The sequence below is a fragment of the Anaeromyxobacter dehalogenans 2CP-1 genome, assembly GCF_000022145.1.
GTDB classification, from domain to species: domain Bacteria; phylum Myxococcota; class Myxococcia; order Myxococcales; family Anaeromyxobacteraceae; genus Anaeromyxobacter; species Anaeromyxobacter dehalogenans.
On record NC_011891.1, the window covers coordinates 4,211,127 to 4,230,961 of the forward strand.

General features: G+C 75.7%; 17 protein-coding genes. 14 read left to right on the plus strand and 3 right to left on the minus strand.

Annotated features, from left to right (window positions below; translation table 11 throughout):
• Positions 1–142 precede the first annotated feature (142 nt).
• From A2CP1_RS19105 to A2CP1_RS19155, 11 genes are all read left to right on the plus strand, one after another.
• Positions 143–1,090, plus strand: a complete 948-nt coding sequence (locus tag A2CP1_RS19105) for an FHA domain-containing protein (RefSeq protein WP_015934870.1) — start codon at positions 143–145, stop codon at positions 1,088–1,090.
• An 83-nt stretch (positions 1,091–1,173) separates the two neighbouring features.
• Complete coding sequence (locus tag A2CP1_RS19110) at positions 1,174–2,631, plus strand: sigma-54-dependent transcriptional regulator (RefSeq protein WP_015934871.1); 1,458 nt, start codon at positions 1,174–1,176, stop codon at positions 2,629–2,631.
• 109 nt (positions 2,632–2,740) lie between these two features.
• A complete protein-coding gene (locus A2CP1_RS19115) occupies positions 2,741–3,127 on the plus strand; it encodes a hypothetical protein (RefSeq protein WP_011422700.1) in 387 nt (128 codons plus the stop codon).
• A gap of 16 nt (positions 3,128–3,143) precedes the next feature.
• Positions 3,144–3,839 carry a PTS sugar transporter subunit IIA gene (locus A2CP1_RS19120; protein ID WP_015934872.1) on the plus strand — a complete coding sequence of 232 codons (696 nt, stop codon included), beginning with the start codon at positions 3,144–3,146 and terminating at the stop codon, positions 3,837–3,839.
• Positions 3,836–5,836, plus strand: coding sequence for a proton-conducting transporter transmembrane domain-containing protein (locus tag A2CP1_RS19125; RefSeq protein ID WP_015934873.1), 2,001 nt, complete (start codon positions 3,836–3,838; stop codon positions 5,834–5,836). Before A2CP1_RS19120 ends, A2CP1_RS19125 begins: the two co-directional genes overlap by 4 nt.
• Positions 5,833–7,797 (plus strand): proton-conducting transporter transmembrane domain-containing protein, encoded by a 1,965-nt coding sequence (locus A2CP1_RS19130; protein WP_015934874.1) that lies wholly within the window; start codon positions 5,833–5,835, stop codon positions 7,795–7,797. Before A2CP1_RS19125 ends, A2CP1_RS19130 begins: the two co-directional genes overlap by 4 nt.
• An 8-nt stretch (positions 7,798–7,805) precedes the next feature.
• Positions 7,806–8,714 carry a respiratory chain complex I subunit 1 family protein gene (locus A2CP1_RS19135; RefSeq protein WP_012527689.1) on the plus strand — a complete coding sequence of 303 codons (909 nt, stop codon included), beginning with the start codon at positions 7,806–7,808 and terminating at the stop codon, positions 8,712–8,714.
• 4 nt (positions 8,715–8,718) lie between these two features.
• A complete protein-coding gene (locus A2CP1_RS19140) occupies positions 8,719–9,366 on the plus strand; it encodes a hydrogenase (RefSeq protein WP_015934875.1) in 648 nt (215 codons plus the stop codon).
• 6 nt (positions 9,367–9,372) lie between these two features.
• Positions 9,373–10,803 carry a proton-conducting transporter transmembrane domain-containing protein gene (locus A2CP1_RS19145; protein WP_012527691.1) on the plus strand — a complete coding sequence of 477 codons (1,431 nt, stop codon included), beginning with the start codon at positions 9,373–9,375 and terminating at the stop codon, positions 10,801–10,803.
• Positions 10,803–12,368 (plus strand): hydrogenase large subunit, encoded by a 1,566-nt coding sequence (locus tag A2CP1_RS19150; RefSeq protein ID WP_015934876.1) that lies wholly within the window; start codon positions 10,803–10,805, stop codon positions 12,366–12,368. The genes A2CP1_RS19145 and A2CP1_RS19150 overlap by 1 nt, the downstream gene beginning before the upstream one ends.
• Positions 12,365–13,144 carry an NADH-quinone oxidoreductase subunit B family protein gene (locus tag A2CP1_RS19155; protein WP_015934877.1) on the plus strand — a complete coding sequence of 260 codons (780 nt, stop codon included), beginning with the start codon at positions 12,365–12,367 and terminating at the stop codon, positions 13,142–13,144. Before A2CP1_RS19150 ends, A2CP1_RS19155 begins: the two co-directional genes overlap by 4 nt.
• A 17-nt stretch (positions 13,145–13,161) precedes the next feature.
• On the opposite strand, the gene A2CP1_RS22845 is transcribed toward A2CP1_RS19155, so the two are convergent.
• Both A2CP1_RS22845 and A2CP1_RS19165 read right to left on the minus strand, forming a co-directional pair.
• Positions 13,162–13,494, minus strand: coding sequence for a PspC domain-containing protein (locus A2CP1_RS22845; protein ID WP_015934878.1), 333 nt, complete (start codon positions 13,492–13,494; stop codon positions 13,162–13,164).
• Between the two features lie 42 nt (positions 13,495–13,536).
• Positions 13,537–14,175, minus strand: coding sequence for a class I SAM-dependent methyltransferase (locus A2CP1_RS19165; RefSeq protein ID WP_015934879.1), 639 nt, complete (start codon positions 14,173–14,175; stop codon positions 13,537–13,539).
• Positions 14,176–14,278: 103 nt separating this feature from the next.
• Between A2CP1_RS19165 and A2CP1_RS19170 the strand changes: the two genes are divergently transcribed.
• Positions 14,279–14,767: a GNAT family N-acetyltransferase gene (locus A2CP1_RS19170; protein ID WP_015934880.1), complete on the plus strand. Its 489-nt coding sequence runs from the start codon at positions 14,279–14,281 to the stop codon at positions 14,765–14,767.
• A 138-nt stretch (positions 14,768–14,905) separates the two neighbouring features.
• On the opposite strand, the gene A2CP1_RS19175 is transcribed toward A2CP1_RS19170, so the two are convergent.
• The gene (locus tag A2CP1_RS19175; protein ID WP_015934881.1) at positions 14,906–16,381 is read right to left on the minus strand and encodes a nicotinate phosphoribosyltransferase; all 1,476 of its coding nucleotides are present in this window, start codon (positions 16,379–16,381) and stop codon (positions 14,906–14,908) included.
• A gap of 100 nt (positions 16,382–16,481) precedes the next feature.
• Between A2CP1_RS19175 and A2CP1_RS19180 the strand changes: the two genes are divergently transcribed.
• Positions 16,482–19,322 (plus strand): aconitate hydratase, encoded by a 2,841-nt coding sequence (locus A2CP1_RS19180; RefSeq protein WP_015934882.1) that lies wholly within the window; start codon positions 16,482–16,484, stop codon positions 19,320–19,322.
• A 112-nt stretch (positions 19,323–19,434) separates the two neighbouring features.
• On the plus strand, positions 19,435–19,740 hold the full coding sequence (locus A2CP1_RS19185) for a hypothetical protein (RefSeq protein WP_015934883.1): 306 nt from the start codon (positions 19,435–19,437) through the stop codon (positions 19,738–19,740).
• Positions 19,741–19,835: the final 95 nt, after the last annotated feature.

The window sequence follows — 19,835 nt, forward strand, 5'->3', positions numbered from 1 at the left end:
GAAGACACGGCCCACGAGCGCGTCGGCCGCGGGGCCGGTCGGGTCACCCCCCCGCGGGATCGATTCTGGCGGGCGTGAGGCGGACATGCGCGGGTCACGGCTAGGGTATCATGGAAGGCCTGCTGCACCGAGGGGACGCACCTTGGCCGATCTCGTGATCCTGAATGGCTCCCGCGCCGGGGCCGTCTTCGCGCTGCCGGAGATCCCGACGGTGCTGGGCCGGTCGCCCGAGGCGCACCTGCAGATCGAGGATCCGTGGATCTCCAGCATGCACGCCATGTTCGAGCGGCGGGCGGACGGCGTCTGGGTGATCGACCTGGAGAGCCGCAACGGCACGTTCCTGGGTGAAGACCGGATCGCCGAGGCGCGCATCGAGCCGGGCATGGTGCTCCGGTTCGGGCGCACCGAGGTGCGGGTCGCCGACGGCGAGCGGGCCGCCGAGCCGATCGAGGAGTCCCCTCCGGAGCGGCCGCGCGTCGAGTCGCCCACCGAGCCGCGCCCGCGCGCCGAGGCCCGCGCCACGCTGCGCGGCGACGCGGAGCCCGCGATCACCGCGCTCCGCACCGGCGGCGCCGACCCGAACGCGCTCGCCGCGCGCCCGCTCACCGTGCTGCGCCTCTCCATCCAGGCGACCGGGCGCGGGCGCCCCGCCGACGCGCTCGCGGTCCGCGCCGCGCTCGACGCCGCCGCGCGCGCCGCCAGCAACGAGGGCGCCGTCACCGCCCGCCTGGCGGCCTCTGGCGTCCTGGCGGTGTTCGGGATGCCCGCGCCGGGACCGAAGGATCCGCTGCACGCGCTCCGCGCCGCCCGCACCGCCCGCGCCGCGGTGCGCGCGTTCGGGGTGGCGCTCGACGTGCGCGCCGCGGTGGACCGCGGACCGCTGCTCACCGGGACGCTGCCGGTGCACGACGGCACCGAGCTGGTGGCGCTGGGCGAGGCGGCCGACCGCGTCGAGCGGGTGCTGGCGCTGGCCGGGCCGGGCGAGACGCTCGGCGGGCCGGGCGTGGCGGGCACCGAGGGGCTCGGCCCGGGCATGGTGCTGCGCCTCGGCCGCGAGGAGATCCTCGTCTTCCGCGACGACGGCCGCTGACCGGCCGGTCGCGCCGCGGGCGCTGGCCTGCCGTTCTTGCATCACGTGCCGAATCGGCAGTAGAAGGGGCGGCAGGAGGCCCCATGGGCGCGAGCGATGCGGCCGAGCCGTTCGGCGCGGGAAGGTCCTGCCTGGTCGTCGCGGCGGGCGGCGCGCCGGAGATCGCGGCGGCGCTGGTGCGGGCGGGCTTCGCCCCCGCGGTGGTCGAGGGCGAGCACGACGCGCTCGCCGCGCTGGAGGGCGGCGGGTTCGCGGCGGTCTACGTGGAGCAGGCGCTGGGCAGCGCCGCGGTCTCGACGCTCGCCGCCGCCGCCGGGCAGCGGCTGGGCGGCGCGCCGGTGACGGTGCTCGGGCGCAGCGGCACGGTCCAGGAGGCGGTGGACGCCATGCAGCTCGGCGCCGACGACTACCTGCCGCCGCCGTTCCCCGCCGGCGAGCTGCTGCGGCGCCTCGCCCGCGCGCTGGAGCGCCCCGGGCCCGCGCGCACGGCCGCGCCGGGCCGGCTGCTCGGCCTGGACGGCTCCTCGCCCGCGGTGCGGCGGCTCCACGCCGCCATCGAGAAGATCTCGCGCTACAAGAGCAACGTCCTGCTGCTCGGCGAGAGCGGCACCGGCAAGGAGATCGTCGCGCACGCGCTGCACGACCGCGGGCCGCGCCGGCAGCACCTGTTCGTCCCGGTGAACTGCGCCACGCTCGGGCGCGACATCCTCGAGAACGAGCTGTTCGGGCACGAGCGCGGCGCGTTCACCGGCGCGAACGAGCGCAAGCGGGGGCTGTTCGAGCTCGCCGACGGCGGGACGTTCTTCCTCGACGAGATCGCCGAGATGGACCTCTCCACGCAGGCGAAGCTGCTGCGCGTGCTGGAGCGGAACGAGTTCCGGCGCGTGGGCGGCACCGGCAAGGTGAAGGTGGACCTCTCCATCGTGGCCGCCACCAACCGCGACCTCGAGCAGGCCATCGCCGCCGGGCGCTTCCGCCACGACCTGTACTACCGGCTGAAGGTAGTGACGCTGGTGGTCCCGCCCCTGCGCGAGCGGCGCGAGGACATCCCGGCGCTCGTCCACGCGTTCATCGCCGACTTCAACCGGCGGAGCGGCGGGCAGATCGCCGGGATCGCGCCGGCGGCCATCCAGCGCCTGGTGGAGCAGGACTGGCCGGGCAACGTCCGCGAGCTGCGCAACGCGGTCGAGGGCGCCTGCGTGCTCGCGAACGGCGAGGTGGTGAAGCTCGAGGACCTGGAGCTGGCCGGCCGGCCCGCCGGCGAGGTCCCCGCGCCCCGGCGCCTCGCCGCGCCCCGGCGCACCGCGGCGGCTCCCGCGCCGACCTCGACCGTCGCCGCGCCCGCGCCGGCCGCCGGCGCGGTGGTCGAGGTGTCGCTCGACGAGACGCTCGCCGAGGCGGAGCGGCGAATCGTGCTCGCGGCCCTCCGCCGCCACGGCACGCGCGCCCGGACCGCGCGTGCGCTCGGCATCGGGCTCCGCACGCTCTACACCAAGCTCGCGGCCTGGGGCCTCGAGCCCGAGGATGCCGGATCGGCATGATGCGGCCGGCGCCCACCGACGCCTGCGGATGCGCCAAGCGCCCGGATTCCCGGCGTTCCGGATGAAATGACGCGGTGGCGCGGTTCCTGCTCTCGGGTGGGACGACGCGATGCAGACCGCCCCGCCGCCGCCCTCCGTGCTGCTCCTCGCCCACCCCACGCCGGCGAGCGAGGACCTGTTCGCCGACCTCGCCCGCCGCGAGGACCTGTGCCTGCTGCGCGTCGCCACGGCGGCCGCCGCGAACCGGACCATCGACGAGATGCCGGTCGCGCTGGTGGTGACCTGCCCGGAGGTCCCGGTGGCGGCGGTGGAGTCGGTGCTGTCGCACCTGGAGCGCGCCCGCCCGGGCACGCCGGTGCTGGCGGTGCGGCCGCGCCAGCCGCCCGAGCCGGCCGGCTGGGGCGAGCGCGGCGTGGCGGTGCTCCGCCTGCCGCTGCTCGCCGGCGTGCTCTCGCGGTCGATCGACGTGGTCCTGGGCATGAAGCGCCTGGGTTGAAAGGAACCGGAACGGAATGCAGCTCACCGAACGCGACGCGGCCCGCCTCCTCGGCGTCCCCGAGGCCACCCTGCAGCGGTGGCTGAGGAGCGGCGAGCTCGCCGCCACCCGGCTGAACGAGCAGTACCGGCTGAACAAGATCGACCTGCTCGAGTTCGCCTCCTCGCGCGGGATGGAGATCTCGCCCGACCTGCTCGCCGAGCTGGAGCAGCCGGCGCTGCCGAGCCTGGCCGAGGCGATCCGCGCCGGCGGCGTGCACCACGGGCTGGCCGGCGCCGACAAGTCGGCCACGCTGCGCGACCTGGTGGACCGGCTGGCGCTGCCGCGCGAGGCCGACCGCGACCTGGTGCACCGGATGCTGCTCGCGCGCGAGGCGCTCGGCTCCACCGGCGTGGGGAACGGCATCGCCATCCCGCACGCGCGGAACCCCATCGTCCTGCACGTGTCCACGCCCGCGGTGGCCATCAGCTACCTCGACCGGCCGGTGGACTTCGAGGCGCTGGACGGGAAGCCGGTGCACACGCTCGTGCTGCTGGTGAGCCCGTCCACCCGCGCGCACCTGCACCTGCTCGCGCTGGTGGCCACCGCGCTGCGGGATCCCGGCGTGCTCGCCGCGCTGGACGCGCGCGCCGGAGTGGACGCGCTCGTCCCCGAGATCGAGCGGGTGGAGGCCGCCATCGCGGAGAAGCGCGCGGCGGCGAGGAGGCCATGACGCTCTACCTCGCCGCCGTCGGGGTGCTGGTGGCCGGCGGGCTCGTCGCGCTGGCCGCCTCCGCGCGCCCGCGCCTCGCGCTCGCCGTGGGCAGCGTCGGCGCCGCGCTGGGCTGCGCGCTCGGGCTCGCCGCCTCGCTCGCCGCGCTGCGCGCCCCGCCCGCCGCGCTCGACCTCTCCTGGCCGGTGCCCTCCGGGGCGCTCGCGCTCGGCCTCGACCCGCTCTCGGCCGCGTTCGCGACCGCGATCTTCGCGCTCGGCCTCGCCGCCTCGGTGTACGGCGCCGGCTACCTGCGCCCGCAGGCCGACCGCCGCTCCATGGGGCCGTTCGCGCTGTTCTTCGCGCTCACCCTCGCGAGCATGGCGCTCGTGGTCGCGGCCCGGCAGGCGGTGCTGTTCCTGGTGGCGTGGGAGGGCATGACCGCCGCGTCCTTCCTGCTCGTCGCCCACGAGCACGAGGACGCCTCGGTGCGCCGCGCCGCCCGCACCTACCTCGTGGCCTCGCACCTCGGCGCCGCGTTCCTGTTCGCCCTGTTCCTGGTGCTCGGGCGCGAGGCGGGCTCGCTCCGCTTCGAGGCGTTCGCCGCGCTGCGGGCCGGCGGCGCGCCCGCGGCGCTCCTGGTCCTGTTCGCGCTGGTGGGCTTCGGCACCAAGGCCGGCCTGGTGCCGCTGCACGTCTGGCTGCCCGAGGCCCACCCGGCCGCGCCGAGCCACGTGTCCGCGCTCATGTCCGGCGTGCTCGTGAAGATGGGCGTGTACGGCATCCTGCGGGTGCTCACGTTCCTGCCGCCCGCGCCGGCGTGGGCCGGGCTGCTGCTCGCCGGGGTGGGCCTGGTGGGCGCGCTCGCGGCGCTGGCGCTCGCGCTCGGGCAGCGCGACCTGAAGCGCGTGCTCGCGTACTCCACCGTCGAGAACGTGGGGATCATCGCGCTCGCCGCCGGCCTGGGGCTCGTCGGGGCCGCGGTCCACGCGCCGCTGGTGGCGGCGCTCGGCGTCACCGCCGCGCTGCTCCACGTCTGGAACCACGCGCTCATGAAGGGGCTCGCGTTCCTGGGCGCCGGGGCGCTGGTGCACGGCGCGGGCACGCGCGACCTGGAGCGGATGGGCGGGCTGCTCCGGCGGCTGCCCGTCACCGGCGGCCTGCTGGTGCTCGCCGCGGTGGCGCTGTGCGGGCTGCCGCCGCTGAACGGGTTCGTCTCGGAGTGGCTCGTGTACCTGGGCCTGCTGCAGGGCGGGCGCGGCGCGCCGGGCGGCCTGGCGCTGGCGGCGTGGCTGGCGCTCGCCGCGCTCGCGCTGGTGGGCGCGCTCGCGGCGGTGGTGTTCACGCGGCTCCTCGGCACCGCGCTCCTGGGCGAGCCGCGCAGCGAGGAGGCCGCGCACGCGCACGAGGCCGGGCCGCTCCTGCTCGCGCCGCTCGCGCTGCTCGGGGCGGGCAACGTGGCCCTGGCGCTGTTCCCGGCGCACGCGGCCGCGCTGCTCGCGCCCGCCGCGGCGCAGGTCCTCGGGACCACCGAGGGCGAGGTGCTCGCCGCGCTCGCGCCCGCCGCCGGCGCGCTGGCCGGCCCGCTGCGGGCGGGCGTCCTCGTGCTGGTGGCGCTCGGGGTCGGCGTCGCGATCGCCGCGCGGCGGCTGCGGGCGGGCCGGCCGGTGGCCGAGTCCTCGACCTGGGGCTGCGGCTTCTCCGCCGCGAGCCCGCGCGTCCAGTACACCGCCGCCTCCTACGCGCAGCTCGCGCTCGACGCCGCCGTGCCGCGCCCGCTCCGGCCGCGCGCGCGCCTGCGGCCGCCGGAGGGCGCGTTCCCGGCCGGCGCGTCGCTCGCGCTGGAGGGCGACGACCCGGCGCGCACCCGCGTGTTCGAGCCGGCGTTCCAGCGGGTGGGCGGCTGGTTCAGCCGGCTGCGCAGCTTCCAGCAGGCCCGCCTCAACCTCCAGCTCCTCTACACCGTCGCGGCGCTGCTCGGGCTCACGGCGCTGCTGCTCCTCCGGTACGGTCCGTGACCTCCGCGCTCGCCCTCGGCGCCATCGCCCTCACCGCCGCGAGCGGCCTCGCCGCGGCGCTGCCCGGCCTCCGCCCCGCGCGCGCGCAGGCGCTCGCCACCGCGGTGCTCTGCGCCGGCGCGGCGCTGGGCCTCGCCGCGGCGGGCGTGGCGCTGGCGGGGGGCGAGGCGGCGGCGGGCGGGGTGCTGCGGGTGGACGCGCTCTCCGGGCTGTTCCTCGTGCCCATCCTCGGCATCGCCGCGGCGGGCTCGGCATACGGGCTGCGCTACTTCCCGCAGGCGGAGCGCGGCGCGCGCGCGGTGCGGCTGCAGCTCTTCTACGGCCTCGCGGTCGCCGGGATGGCGCTGCTCGTGTGCGCCCCCGACGCCATCGGCTTCCTCGTCGGCTGGGAGGTGATGGCGCTCGCGAACTTCTTCATGGTGCAGACCGAGGACGAGGACCCGTCGGTGCGCCGCGGCGCGTTCCTGTACCTCGCCGCCACGCACGCCGGCACCCTGGCGCTGTTCGCGCTGTTCGCGCTGCTGCGCCGCGAGGCGGGCACGTTCGAGCTCGCGGCCATGGAGGGCCTCCGGCTCTCCGGCCCCACGGCGGCCGCGGTGCTGGCGCTGGCGCTGGCCGGCTTCGGCATGAAGGCCGGGCTCGTGCCGCTCCACTTCTGGCTGCCCCCGGCGCACGCGGCCGCGCCCAGCCACGTGTCCGCGCTCATGTCCGGGGTGGTGGTGAAGACCGGCATCTACGGGCTGATGCGGGTGACCGGCCTGGTGGAGTCGCCGCCCGAGTCGTGGGGCGTCGCGCTGCTCGCGCTGGGCGGCGTCTCGGCGGTGCTGGGCGTGGCGTTCGCGCTCGCGCAGCACGACCTGAAGCGGCTGCTCGCCTACCACACCGTGGAGAACGTGGGGATCATCGCGCTCGGGCTCGGGCTGGCGCTGCTCGGGCGCGCCCGCGGCGTCCCGGCGCTGGTGGTCCTCGGCCTGGGCGGCGCCGGCCTGCACGTCGTCAACCACGCGCTGTTCAAGTCGCTCCTGTTCCTCGGCGCCGGCGCCGTACACCACGCCACCGGCACGCGCGACCTCGACCACCTGGGCGGCCTCGCGCGCGCCATGCCGCGGACGGCGCTGCTGTTCGTGGTCGGCGCCGCGGCCATCAGCGGGCTCCCGCCGCTGAACGGCTTCGCCTCGGAGTGGCTGGTCTACCTGGGCCTGCTCGACGGCCTGCGCCAGCCCGGGGGCGACCTGCTCGCGTACGTGACGCTGGGCGCGCCGGCGCTGGCGCTGGTGGGCGGCCTGGCCGCGGCCTGCTTCGCGAAGGTGGTCGGGGTGGTGTTCCTGGGCAGCCCGCGCAGCCACCACGCCGACGGCGCGCACGAGCCGCCCGCGGCCATGCTCGCGCCCATGGCGCTCCTCGCCGCCGCCTGCGCCGCCATCGGCCTGTTCCCGGCCGCGACCACCGCGCCGCTCGCCCGCGCCGCGGCCGCCTGGGCCCGCGTCGATCCCGCGCTGCTCGCCGCCCCCGCCGCGCGCGCGGCCGCCGGCGCCGCGCGGGTGAGCGCGGTCGCCGCGGTCCTGCTCGTGGCGACGCTGGCGGTGGCGGCGTGGCGGCGGCGCCGGCTGGCCGGCCGCATCGCGCCCGCCGTGCAGACCTGGGGCTGCGCCTTCTCCGCGCCGACCGCCCGCATGCAGTACACCGGCTCGTCGCTCGCCGCGCTGCTGGTGGCGCGCTTCTCCTGGGCGGTCCACCCGCGGCGCACCGAGCCGCGGCTGGAGGGGCCGTTCCCGGCGCCGGCGCCGTTCGCCACCACGGTGCCGGACACCGTCCTCGACCTCGCCCTCCTCCCGGCGGCGCGCGCGTACGGCTGGATCGCCGAGCGCGCGCGCCTCCTCTACCTCCGCAGGATCCACTTCCAGATGCTGCTCGTGCTCGTGACGCTCCTCGCCGTCCTCGCCTGGGGGTTCGCGTGGTGAACGCACCCATGGTCCTGCGCACCGCGCTCCACGTGGTCGCGCTGCTCGTGCTCCCGCCGCTGCTGCTCGGCGTGATCAACCGCGTGAAGTCCATCGTCGGCGGCCGCCGCGGCCCGCCACTGCTGCAGCCGTACCTCGACCTCGCCAAGCTGCTGCGCAAGGGGGCGGTCTACAGCCGGACCACCACCTGGGTGTTCCGCGCCGGCCCGGTGATCGGGCTCGCGGCGGTCGCCTCCGCCGGCCTGCTCCTCTCCATGGGCGGCGCCCCCGCGCCCATCGCGTTCACCGGCGACTTCGTCCTGTTCGCCTACCTGCTCGGCCTGGGCCGCTTCTTCACCGCGCTCGCCGCGCTCGACACCGGCTCGTCGTTCGAGGGCATGGGCGCGGCGCGCGAGGTGACGTTCGCGAGCCTGGCCGAGCCGGCGCTGTTCCTCTGCCTGCTGGTGCTGGCGCGCGCCACCGGCTCGCTGTCGCTCTCCGGCATGCTCGGTCCCGACCTCGACGCGGCCTGGTCCTCGGCGGCGCCGGGCCTCCTGCTCGCCGCCATCGGCCTGTTCGTGGTGGCGCTCGCGGAGTGCTCGCGCATCCCGGTGGACGACCCCAACACGCACCTCGAGCTCACCATGATCCACGAGGTGATGGTGCTCGACCACGGCGGGCCCGACCTCGCGCTCATCCTGTACGGCGCGGCCATGAAGATGTTCCTGTTCGGCGCCCTGCTCTCCCGCCTGGTGCTCGGCCACGGCGCCGGCGCGCTCGCCTCGGAGGCGCTGTTCTTCCTGGGCGTGATCGCGTTCGCGGTGGCGGTGGGCGTGGTCGAGTCGGTGATGGCGCGGCTGCGCATCGTGCGCGTGCCGCAGCTCCTGGTGGGCGCCTCGGTGCTGTCCGCCTTCGCCCTGGTCCTCCTGCTCCGGTGACCCCGTGACCTCCCTCACCGACCTCGTCTTCATCCTCGTCGTCGTCATCGACTTCTTCCTGCTCGCCTCGAGCCGGCTCGGCGCCGCCATCCGCGCGGTCGCCACGCAGGGGGCGCTGCTCGCGGCCCTGCCGCTGCTGCTGCTGGAGGGCGGGCACCAGGTCGGCCACGTGCTGCTGCTCGCGGTCGGGGCGCTCGCCATCAAGGGCGCGCTCATCCCCTGGCTCATGTTCCGCGCCATCCGCGAGGCCTCCATCCGGCGCGAGATGGAGCCCATCGTCGGCTTCGTCCCGTCGATGGTGCTGGGCGGCATCGGGGTGGCGCTCGCGTTCGCGTTCTCGAGCCGCCTGCCGCTCCCGGGCGGCGAGGCGCACCCGTACCTGGTCCCGACGGCGCTCTCGACGGTGTGGGCCGGGATGCTGCTGGTGGTCTCGCGCCGGAAGGCCGTCAACCAGGTGCTGGGCTTCCTGGTGCTGGAGAACGGCGTCTACGTCTTCGGCCTGCTGCTCACCGGGATCATGCCGGTGATGGTGGAGGCGGGCGTGCTGCTCGACCTGTTCGCCGCCGTGTTCGTCATGGGCATCGTCATGTTCCACATCAACCGCGAGTTCGCCTCGCTCGACACCGAGAAGCTCTCGGCGCTGAAGGACTGACCGCGCATGGTGCTCCTCATCGCCGCCCCGCTCGCGCTCGCGCTGGTCGCGTTCGCGATGCCCTCCGCCCGGCGCCGCCCGCTGGTGCTCCTCGCCGGTGCGCTGGTCCACACCGCCGGCGTCCTGGCGCTGCTGGCCGCCCCGCCGCCCGCCCGCGAGGGCGCCTGGCTCGCGTTCGACCCGCTCGCGCGCGTCACGCTCCTCACCGCCACCGCGCTGTTCCTCGCCTCGGCGGTGTACGCGCAGGGATACCTCGCCCGCCGCGCCGATCGCGACAACCGCGTGTTCGTGGGCGGCCTGCTGGTGCTGCTCTCGGCCATGACCACGGTGGCGCTCTCGCACCACCTCGGCCTGACCTGGGTGGCCATGGAGGCGAGCACGCTCTCCACCGCGCCCCTCATCTACTTCAACCAGAACGCCCGCTCGCTCGAGGCCGCCTGGAAGTACCTGCTCATCGGCTCGCTCGGCATCGCGCTGGCCCTGCTCGGCACGTTCTTCCTGGCGCTCGCCGGGGCGGGCCCGGGCGGCCCGAAGTCGCTGATGGTCGAGGACCTGATCGCGGCCGGCGGCGCGCTCTCCCGGCCGTGGGTGCGGGCGGCGTTCGTGTTCCTGCTGGTGGGCTACGGCACGAAGATGGGCCTCGCGCCGCTGCACTCCTGGAAGCCGGACGCCTACGGCGAGGCGCCCGGGATCCTCGGGGCGCTGCTCGCCGGCGGGCTCACCAACTTCGCGTTCGTCTCGGTGGTGCGCGTGTTCCAGGTGACGATCGCGGCCGGCGAGGGCGCGTTCGCGCGCGACGCGCTCATGGCGCTCGGCCTGCTCTCGATCGGCCTCGCCGCGGTGTTCGTGGTCGGGCAGCGCGACTTCAAGCGCATGCTCGCGTACTCCAGCGTCGAGCACATGGGCATCCTCGCCATCGGCGTGTCGCTGGGCGGCGCCGCGACCGCCGGCGCGTTCTTCCACACCATGAACAACGGCCTGACCAAGGGCGTGCTGTTCCTGTCGGCCGGAAACATCCACCGCGCCTTCGGCTCGAAGACCACCGACGACGTGCACGGCGCCGCGCGTCGCCTGCCGCTCTCCGGGCCCCTGTTCCTGGCCGGCTTCCTCGCCATCACCGGCTCGCCGCCGTTCGGGCCGTTCTTCAGCGAGTTCGCCATCGTGAACGGCGCGTTCGGCGCCGGACGCTACTGGGTGGGCGGGCTGTTCCTCGCGTTCCTGGCGGTGATCTTCGTGGGCATGGCCGCGACCGTGCTCGACGTGGTGCAGGGCGACCCGTCGGACGCGCCGCGCGTGCCCGGCACCGGGGACAGCTGGCTGACCGCCGGCCCGCCGCTGGCGCTCATGCTGGTGGTCCTGGCGCTGGGGGTGTTCCTGCCGGCGGGGCTGAAGGACCTGTTCGGCGCCGCGGCGGCGCTCGTCGGGGGAGGCTGGTGATGGCCCGCAACACGACCGCGACCGCCGGGCACGGCGCCGCGCCCCGCGCCAGCGACGTCCTCGAGACCTGGAACGGCGAGCCGGTGGACGCGCGCGCGGTGCCGGTGCACGAGCCCGCCCGGTTCAACGAGATCGTCCTCGCCGCGCACCGCGGCGGCGGGCGCCTCGCCGCGCTGTTCGGCCGCCCCGACGCCGGGGGCGGCGTCCTCGTGACCGCGGTGCTGGCGGACGACCCGGAGGGCCGGCTGGCGCTGCTCGCCACCCGCGTCGCCGACGCGTTCCCTTCGATCGCGGCCGAGCTGCCCGCGGCCCAGGCGTTCGAGCGCGAGCTGGCGGAGCAGTGGGGGCTGCGCCCCGAGGGCCACCCCTGGCTGAAGCCGCTCCGCTTCGAGCCGCCGCGCCGCGCCGCGCCGGATCCGTTCGGCCGCCAGGACCCGCGCGCCACCATCCCCGGCGAGTACCCGTTCTTCCGGGTCGAGGGCGAGGAGGTGCACGAGGTCGCGGTGGGCCCGGTGCACGCGGGCATCATCGAGCCGGGCCACTTCCGCTTCCAGTGCCACGGCGAGCGCGTGTTCCACCTCGAGATCGTGCTCGGCTACCAGCACCGCGGCGTGGAGCGCCTCCTGCGCGGCGGCCCGGACCGCCGCTCCATGGCGCTCGCCGAGTCGATCGCCGGCGACACCGCGGTGGGCCACGGGCTCGCCTACGCGAAGGCGGTCGAGTCGCTCGCCGGCGTGGCGCCGACCGCGCGCGCCATGTCGCTGCGCGGGATCGGGCTCGAGCTGGAGCGGATCGCGAACCACGTCGGCGACCTGGGCGCGCTGGCCGGCGACGTGGGCTTCCTGCCCACGGCGTCGTACTGCGGCGCGCTCCGCGCCGAGTTCCTGAACGCGGTGGCGGAGATCTGCGGCAACCGCTTCGGGCGCAGCCTGGTGTGCCCGGGCGGCGTGAAGCACGACCTCGACGCGGAGGCGGCGCGCGCGCTGGCCGCCCGCGTCCGCGCGGCCTGGGAGAAGACCCGGCGCGCGGCGTCGCTCATGTTCGAGTCGCCCTCGGTGCGCGCCCGGTTCGAGGGCACCGGCACCGTGCCCACCGCGCTGGCGCAGGCGCTCGGGATGGTCGGGCCGGCCGCGCGCGCCAGCGGCGTGGACCGCGACGTCCGGCGCGACCACGCGTTCGGCATCTACCGCTTCTCCCACGTGGCGGTGACCACCGCCGAGAACGGTGACGTGCTGGCCCGCGCGCTCATCCGCCTGCTCGAGGCCGAGCGGAGCGTGGAGTTCGTGCTCGACCAGCTCGAGCGGCTGCCCGGCGGCCCCTCGCGCACGGCGCCCGGGCCGCTCGCGCCCGGCGCGCTGGTGGTCTCCATGGTGGAGGGCTGGCGCGGGGAGATCGCCCACGTCGCGGTGACCGACGCGCAGGGGCGCCTCGAGGCCTACAAGGTGAAGGACCCGTCCTTCCACAACTGGTTCGGGCTCGCCATGGCGCTCCGCGACGGCCAGATCTCCGACTTCCCGCTCTGCAACAAGAGCTTCAACCTCTCCTACGCGGGGCACGACCTGTGATCGACATCCTGAAGTTCCGGCTCGGCTACGGGAACCAGACCGTGGCCTTCCCCGACGGCCCGCCCCGCTTCCCGGCGCGCTTCCGGGGGCGGCCGGTGGTGGATCCGTCGCGCTGCGAGGCCGGCTGCGCCGGCTGCGCCGGCTGCGCCGAGGCGTGCCCCACCGAGGCGATCCTCGACCCCGGCACCGCGACGATGCGGGTGGACCTGGGGCGCTGCACGTTCTGCGGCGACTGCGTCACCGCCTGCCCGCCGGGCGCGATCCGCTTCACCGGCGACCACCGCCTCGCCGCCCGCACCCGCGAGGCGCTGGTGGTGTCGCGCGACGCGCCGGTGCTCGCGGAGGCGCTCGACGGCGAGCTGCGGCGGGTGCTGGGCCGCTCGCTCAAGCTCCGGCAGGTCTCGGCGGGCGGCTGCAGCGGCTGCGAGGCGGAGCTGAACGCCTCCGGCAACATCCAGTTCGACGTGGGCCGCTTCGGCGTGCAGTTCGTCGCCTCGCCCCGCCACGCGGACGGCCTCGTGATCACCGGGCCCGTCACCGAGAACATGCGCCTCGCGCTGCGCCAGACCTGGGAGGCGGTGCCCGCGCCGCGGATCGTGATCGCGGTGGGCGCCTGCGCCATCTCCGGCGGCCCGTTCGCGGGCAGCCCGGTGACCTGCGGCGGCGCCGCGGCCGCGCTCGACGGGATCCCGGTGGACCTCTACGTCCCCGGGTGCCCGCCGCACCCGATCACGTTCCTCGACGGGATCCTGCGGCTGCTCGGGCGCCTGAAGTAGGCCGGCCGCCGCCCGCGTCAGCCCGTCCAGCCGGTCGGCGCCGGGCGCGCGTCCTCCCGCGGCGCGTGCGGCGGGAGCAGGAGCGGCTCCTCGGGCATCGCGATCCAGAGCGCCACGTAGACCACGATCCCCCAGCCGCCGAGCACGACGGAGAGCAGGAACGCGAGGCGGATCGCGGCGCACGGGACGCCGAAGCGGTTGGCGAGCCCGCGCGCGACGCCCGCGATCATCCTGCCCTCGCGGGCGCGGGTCCACTCGCGGAAGGGCGGGCGGCCCACCAGCCAGCTCGTGCAGGCGGCGCAGCGGGTCGCGCCCGGCGCGGTCTCGGTGCGGCAGTACGGGCAGAGCATCGGTGCGTCCTCCTCCGGAGCCCTACGCGCGCCCAGCCGGGTTTATTTCGCGCGCGCCTCGGCGCGCCCGAAGGCCCCCGCCCACAGGCTCGTCCCGCCGGGCGCCTGGACCACGCGCTGCCGCCGGAGCGGCAGCCCGTAGTGCTCGAACAGGCGCACCAGCTCCTCGGGCGGGACCGGCCGGGCGGCGCGCTCGATCAGGCGCAGCGCCTGCGAGGGCGGCTCGGGCGCCTCGCCGCCGGGCAGGCGCAGCACGATGGAGCAGGCGCCGCCGTCGGCCAGCCAGCCCGCGATGCGCCGCACCAGCGGCTCCGGGTGCAGGTACTCGAGCACCAGCGCGGCGTGGACGAGGTCGAACGCGCCGGGCGGCGCGCGCCAGGTCTCGGCGTCGGTGCAGTACAGCTCGAGGCGCGGGCCCAGGTGGAAGAAGCGCTGCCGCGCGATGGCGAGGTACTGCAGGTTGACGTCGAGGCCCACCACGCGCCCGGTGACCGATGGGTCCACGTGCTCGAGGCCGTCGCCGGTGGCGCAGCCGACCACGAGCAGCCGGTCGGGCTGGGCCGAGAGGTAGGCCTCCTGGAAGAGGCCGTCGAGCGTCGAGCGGAGGTCCAGGCCCTCCGGGCCCAGGTATCGCGCGTGGTCGGCGGCGGGGACCACGGTCCACGGGTTCGGAGCGCGCATCGGTCGCTACCCTACCCCGAAACGGCCGGCCGCGAGCGCGCGCGGCGGAGGGCGGGCCGGGCCGGGTGTCGCGCAACCGGCGGCCGTCGCCTACCCTGGAGACATGCGCGTGCGGCGCCTCGAGCCTGCGGACCTGGACGCCTGCCTCGACCTGTTCGCGGCGGTGTGCGCCGAGCGCCGCTGGCTCGCGACCGAGCCGCCGGTGGACCGCCGCGAGGTGCGCCGCGGGTGGGAGGCGCTGCTCGGGACCGGCGAGGGGACGCTGCTCCTGGCCGAGGCGGGGGCGGGCGCGCCGCCGGCCGGGATGGCGATGCTGGTGGGCCGGACCCTGCCGCAGCTCGGCATGCTGGTCGCCGCCGGCTCCCGCCGCCAGGGCGTGGGCGACGCCTTGGTGCAGGCCGCGGTGGGCTGGGCGCGCGCCGCCGGCGCGCGGGAGCTCGTGCTGCACGTGTTCCCGCACAACACCGCCGCCCGAGCGCTGTACGCGAAGCACGGCTTCGCGCAGACCGCCGTGCTCCGCCGCGCGTTCCCCCGCAGCACCGGCGAGCGCTGGGACGCGATCCGGATGACCAAGCCGCTCGAGCCAGTCTGAGGGAGCTCGGCACGCGCGGCGAAGCCGCGCCCGCGAGGACCTCGCGCGGGCCCGTGCCAGCGGGCGCGCGAGGTCACGGACCCGCGAAGCAGGGTGGGGCCCGCGGAGCTCCGCTCCGTGAGGCGGGCGCAGCCCCGTTCAGATGGGCGCGCCGCGGGCCGCCAGCACGAGCTCCGTCCGGAGATCGTGGAGCTCGCGCTCGAGGCCCACCGGGAACTGGTGCGGGTTCACGAAGCGCTTCACGCCCGCGTGGAAGCGGGCGAGCTGCGCCTGGGTGCGCGCGCGCGCCGCGTCGAGCGGCGGCGGCCGGTACACCTGCCGCCCGCCGCGGAACACCGGGACGAGCAGGTCCTCGGCCGGCGTGCCCTCCGCGAGCTGGCGGCGGCGGGTGGGATCGAGCGGGTCCACCATCACCGGCGACGCCGGGAGGCCGGTGAGCTCGTCGTAGACCACGTCCGCGAGGAAGCCCTGCGGGCCGGAGAACCGGCGCACCTGCAGCAGGCCCGGGATGGTGGTCTTCGCCGCCTGCTCCGACACCTTCACCCGGTGCTCCCAGCGCGCGTCCGCCGACGCGCGGACCGCGCCCAGCTTGTACACGCCGCCCAGCGCGCCGTCGTCCTGGCCGGTGACGAGCCGCGTGCCGACGCCCCACACCCCGATGCGCGCGCCCTGGTCCTTCAGGCTCTGGATGATGATCTCGTCGAGCTCGTTCGAGGCGTACACCGCCGCGCGCGGGAAGCCCGCCTCGTCGAGCATGCGCCGCGCCTGGATCGACAGCCAGGCGAGGTCGCCGGAGTCGAGGCGGACGCCGAGCAGGTCGTGCCCGTGCTCGCGCAGCCAGCGCCCCACCTCGACGGCGTTCCGGATCCCGTCCAGGCTGCCGTAGGTGTCCACCAGGAACACGCAGTTCGCCGGCATCGCCTTCGCGTACTCCAGGAAGGCCTCGCGCTCGCCCGCGTGCAGCATCACCCAGGAGTGCGCGTGCGTCCCCTTCCCCGGGATGCCGTAGAGCCGCGCGGCCAGGGTGTTCGAGGTGGCGGCGCAGCCGCCCACGTACGCGGCGCGGCTCGCGGCCAGCCCGCCGTCGATCCCCTGCGCCCGCCGCAGCCCGAACTCGAGCACCGGGTCCCCTCCCGCCGCGAGGCACACCCGCGCGGCCTTGGTGGCCACGAGCGTCTGGAAGTTCACCACCGCGAGCAGCGGCGTCTCGAGCAGCATGCACGGGATCACCGGCCCGGTGACGCGCACCAGCGGCTCGGTGGGGAACACCACCGTCCCCTCCGGCACCGCGTCCACGTCCACGTCCACCTCGAGCGTGCGGAGCGCGTCCAGGAACCCGGCCTCGAACAGCGGCGCGCCGTCCGCGCCGGCCTGCGTGGCCAGCCAGGCGAGGTCCTCGTCGGAGAAGCGCAGGTGGGACACGAGGTCCATGGCGTGCTCGAGCCCGGCCGCCACCGTGAACCCACCGTGAAACGGGTTCGACCGGAACGAGAGCGTGAACGACGCCTGCTTCGCCGCCGCGCCGCTCTTCCAGGCCGCGTACGCCATGGTCAGCTCGTAGTAGTCGGTGAGCAGCGCGAGCGAGGGGCGGTAGAGCTGGGACGGGACGGACATGCGGTCTCCTGACGCGCCACCCCGGGTGCGGGCGGGACCCTCTTTGCTTGCTTCGGCGCGGCGCGACGATAAGTAGCCTGCCACCGGAGGCCTCGCACCCATGAACGATTTCCTCGGCGTCGTCACCCCCTTCGATCTCGGCCCCGGCCGGACCGGCAAGCTCGTCTCGCTGCCGGCGCTGGAGCGCAAGGGCTTCGGCCCCATCTCGCGCCTGCCCGTCTCGCTGCGCGTCGTGCTCGAGTCGCTCGCCCGCAACGCGGACGGCCAGCGCGTGACCGAGGAGGACGTTCGCGCGCTCGCGCAGTGGAAGCCGCGGGCGGAGCGGACCCGCGAGGTCCCGTTCGTCGTGGGCCGCGTGCTGCTGCAGGACTTCACCGGGGTGCCGCTGCTCGTGGACCTCGCCGCGATGCGCGCGGCGGTCGCGAAGCTCGGCAAGGACCCGATGATCGTCGAGCCGATCGTCCCGGTGGACCTGGTGGTGGACCACTCGGTGCAGGTGGACGCGTTCGCGTCGCCCGAGGCGCTCCGCTGGAACATGGACCTCGAGTTCGACCGGAACGTGGCGCGCTACGAGTTCCTGAAGTGGGGCACGCAGGCGTTCGAGCGGCTCCGCATCGTCCCGCCCGGCATGGGCATCTGCCACCAGGTGAACCTCGAGTTCCTGGCGAAGGGCGTGCTGGAGAAGGACGGGGTGTACTACCCGGACACGCTGGTCGGCACCGACTCGCACACGCCCATGGTGAACGGCCTCGGCATCGTGGCCTGGGGCGTGGGCGGCATCGAGGCCGAGGCGGCCATGCTCGGCCAGCCCACCTACTTCCTCACCCCCGACGTCGTGGGCGTGCACCTGACGGGCGCGCTCCGCGAGGGCGTCACCGCCACCGACCTGGTGCTCCGCGTCACCGAGGTGCTCCGCAAGGCCCGGGTGGTCGGGAAGTTCGTCGAGTTCTTCGGCGCCGGGGCGGAGACGCTGCCGGTGCCGGAGCGCGCCACGCTCTCGAACATGGCGCCGGAGTACGGCGCCACCATGGGCTTCTTCCCGCCCGACGAGCAGTCGCTCCGCTACCTCGAGCAGACCGGCCGGCCGAAGGAGGTCGTGGACACGTTCCGCGCCTACTACGCGGCGCAGGGCATGCTGCGCATCCCGCGTCCCGGCGAGGTGGACTACTCCGAGGTGATCGAGCTCGACCTCGGCACCGTGCGCCCCGCGGTGGCCGGGCCCAAGCGCCCTCAGGACCGCATCGAGCTGCCCGCGCTGAAGCAGACGTTCCGCGAGCTGTTCGCGCGCGCGGACGCGACCGGCTACGGCAAGCCGGCGTCGGAGCTCGGCCAGCGCCACCGGCTCGCGTCGGCGCCCTCCGGCCAGACCCGCCCCGGCGGCGGCCTGCAGGACCCGGACACCGCGCCGGACGGCCGGCACAAGAACACCAGCACGCTCACCGAGACCGAGATGATGAACAACCGGCCCACGCCGGATCCGGTGGGGCTGGTGCCGCGCCTCCCGGACGCCGACGTGGAGGTCGGGCACGGCGACGTGCTCATCGCCGCCATCACCTCCTGCACCAACACCTCGAACCCGAGCGTCATGCTCGCGGCCGGCCTGCTCGCCCGCAAGGCGGTGGCGAAGGGCCTCACGGTGAAGCCGACCGTGAAGACCTCGTTCGGCCCCGGGTCGCGCGTCGTGTCGCGGTACCTCGAGCGCACCGGGTTGCAGAAGGACCTCGACGCGCTGGGCTTCAACGTCGTCGGCTACGGCTGCACCACCTGCATCGGCAACTCCGGACCGCTCGACGGGCGCATCGAGAAGCTGCTCACCGAGCACGACCTGGTGGGCGCCGCGGTGCTCTCCGGGAACCGGAACTTCGAGGCCCGGGTGCACCAGTCCATCAAGGCCAACTTCCTGATGAGCCCGCCGCTGGTGGTGGCGTTCGCGATCGCCGGCACGGTGGACGTGGACCTGGAGCAGGAGCCGCTCGGCACCGGCAAGGACGGCAAGCCGGTGTACCTGCGCGACGTGTGGCCCACGCTCGAGGAGGTGGAGGCGCTGCGCGGCGCGGCGGCGGATCCGGAGCAGTACCGGCAGAACTACGCCGGGTTCTCGCAGAACGATCGCTGGAACGCGCTGCCGGTGCGCGGCGGCAAGCTCTACGAGTGGAACCCGGAGTCCACCTACATCCAGCAGCCGCCCTACTTCGAGGGCTTCGGCCTCTCCGCCGGCACGATCGGAGAGATCACCGGCGCGCGGCCGCTCGCGATCTTCGGCGACTCGGTCACCACCGACCACATCAGCCCGGCCGGCTCGATCAAGCCGTCCTCGCCCGCCGGAAAGTACCTCCAGTCGCTGGGCGTGTCGGTGGCCGACTTCAACAGCTACGGCGCGCGGCGCGGCAACGACCACGTCATGGTGCGCGGCACGTTCGCGAACGTGCGGGTGAAGAACCTGATGGTGCCCGGCGTGGAGGGCGGGGTCACGCGCCACCAGCCGGACGGGGCGCAGCAGCCCATCCACGACGCCGCCCTGCAGTACGCGCGCGAGGGCGTCCCGCTGTGCGTGGTGGCCGGCCAGGAGTACGGCACCGGCAGCTCGCGCGACTGGGCCGCGAAGGGCACGGTGCTGCTCGGCATCCGCTTCGTGGCGGCGCGGAGCTTCGAGCGCATCCACCGCTCCAACCTGGTGGGCATGGGCGTGCTCCCGGTGCAGCTGCCGGAGGGGGTCTCGGCGGCGACGCTGAAGCTCGACGGCAGCGAGACGTTCGACCTGCTCGGCATCTCGGAGGGCCTCGCGCCGCGGCAGGCGGCGCGGCTCGTGATCCACCGCGCCGGGGGCGCGCGCGAGGAGGTGCCGGTCACCGTGCGGATCGACACGCCCATCGAGGTCGAGTACTACCGGCACGGCGGCATCATGCAGTACGTGCTCCGGCAGCTCGTCCAGCGCCGCTGACCCCGGCGCCCGCGCGCCGCCGCCGGCCGCGGCGGTGCGCGGGGGTGGGCGCGCCGCGCGGCGCCGGCCGCTTCCTTGCCCGCGCCGCCCGGCGGGCGTAAGAACGCCGGCCATGTCGCTCCACACCCTGCTCGCGTTCGTCGCCCTCGCCGGTTCCGCCCTGCTCTTCGCGACCGGGGGCCGCGTGCTCGCCACCATCGCGCTCGTGGCGAGCGGCCTCGAGGTGCTGATGGCGCTGGGCGTGCTGCAGCTCCGCGTGGTGCAGCTGCCGCTCGGGCTGGTGCTCGGCCTCGCGCTCGCGCTCCCCGGCCTGGTCGCCTGGTTCCGCGCCACCGCGAAGCCGGCCATCTCCGCCGCCACGGTGGTCGCGCTGGTGGGCACGGTGCAGGTGGTCGCCTACGCGGCGCTGCACCGCTGAGAGCACGTGAACCCATCCCCTCCCGTCGCCGCGGCGGCCGATCCGCGTCGCATCGCGTCGTTGCTCCTCCCTCACATGCCTCGGGGCATGCTCGG

Excerpts from the sequence above, each read along its gene's own strand:
- A2CP1_RS19110 (WP_015934871.1), top strand. The coding sequence starts at position 1,174 with ATGGGCGCGAGCGATGCGGCCGAGCCGTTCGGCGCGGGAAGGTCCTGC.
- A2CP1_RS19115 (WP_011422700.1), top strand. The coding sequence starts at position 2,741 with ATGCAGACCGCCCCGCCGCCGCCCTCCGTGCTGCTCCTCGCCCACCCC.
- A2CP1_RS19120 (WP_015934872.1), top strand. The coding sequence starts at position 3,144 with ATGCAGCTCACCGAACGCGACGCGGCCCGCCTCCTCGGCGTCCCCGAG.
- A2CP1_RS19125 (WP_015934873.1), top strand. The coding sequence starts at position 3,836 with ATGACGCTCTACCTCGCCGCCGTCGGGGTGCTGGTGGCCGGCGGGCTC.
- A2CP1_RS19135 (WP_012527689.1), top strand. The coding sequence starts at position 7,806 with ATGGTCCTGCGCACCGCGCTCCACGTGGTCGCGCTGCTCGTGCTCCCG.
- A2CP1_RS19145 (WP_012527691.1), top strand. The coding sequence starts at position 9,373 with ATGGTGCTCCTCATCGCCGCCCCGCTCGCGCTCGCGCTGGTCGCGTTC.
- A2CP1_RS19150 (WP_015934876.1), top strand. The coding sequence starts at position 10,803 with ATGGCCCGCAACACGACCGCGACCGCCGGGCACGGCGCCGCGCCCCGC.
- A2CP1_RS22845 (WP_015934878.1), bottom strand. The coding sequence starts at position 13,494 with ATGCTCTGCCCGTACTGCCGCACCGAGACCGCGCCGGGCGCGACCCGC.
- A2CP1_RS19165 (WP_015934879.1), bottom strand. The coding sequence starts at position 14,175 with ATGCGCGCTCCGAACCCGTGGACCGTGGTCCCCGCCGCCGACCACGCG.
- A2CP1_RS19170 (WP_015934880.1), top strand. The coding sequence starts at position 14,279 with ATGCGCGTGCGGCGCCTCGAGCCTGCGGACCTGGACGCCTGCCTCGAC.
- A2CP1_RS19175 (WP_015934881.1), bottom strand. The coding sequence starts at position 16,381 with ATGTCCGTCCCGTCCCAGCTCTACCGCCCCTCGCTCGCGCTGCTCACC.
- A2CP1_RS19180 (WP_015934882.1), top strand. The coding sequence starts at position 16,482 with ATGAACGATTTCCTCGGCGTCGTCACCCCCTTCGATCTCGGCCCCGGC.
- A2CP1_RS19185 (WP_015934883.1), top strand. The coding sequence starts at position 19,435 with ATGTCGCTCCACACCCTGCTCGCGTTCGTCGCCCTCGCCGGTTCCGCC.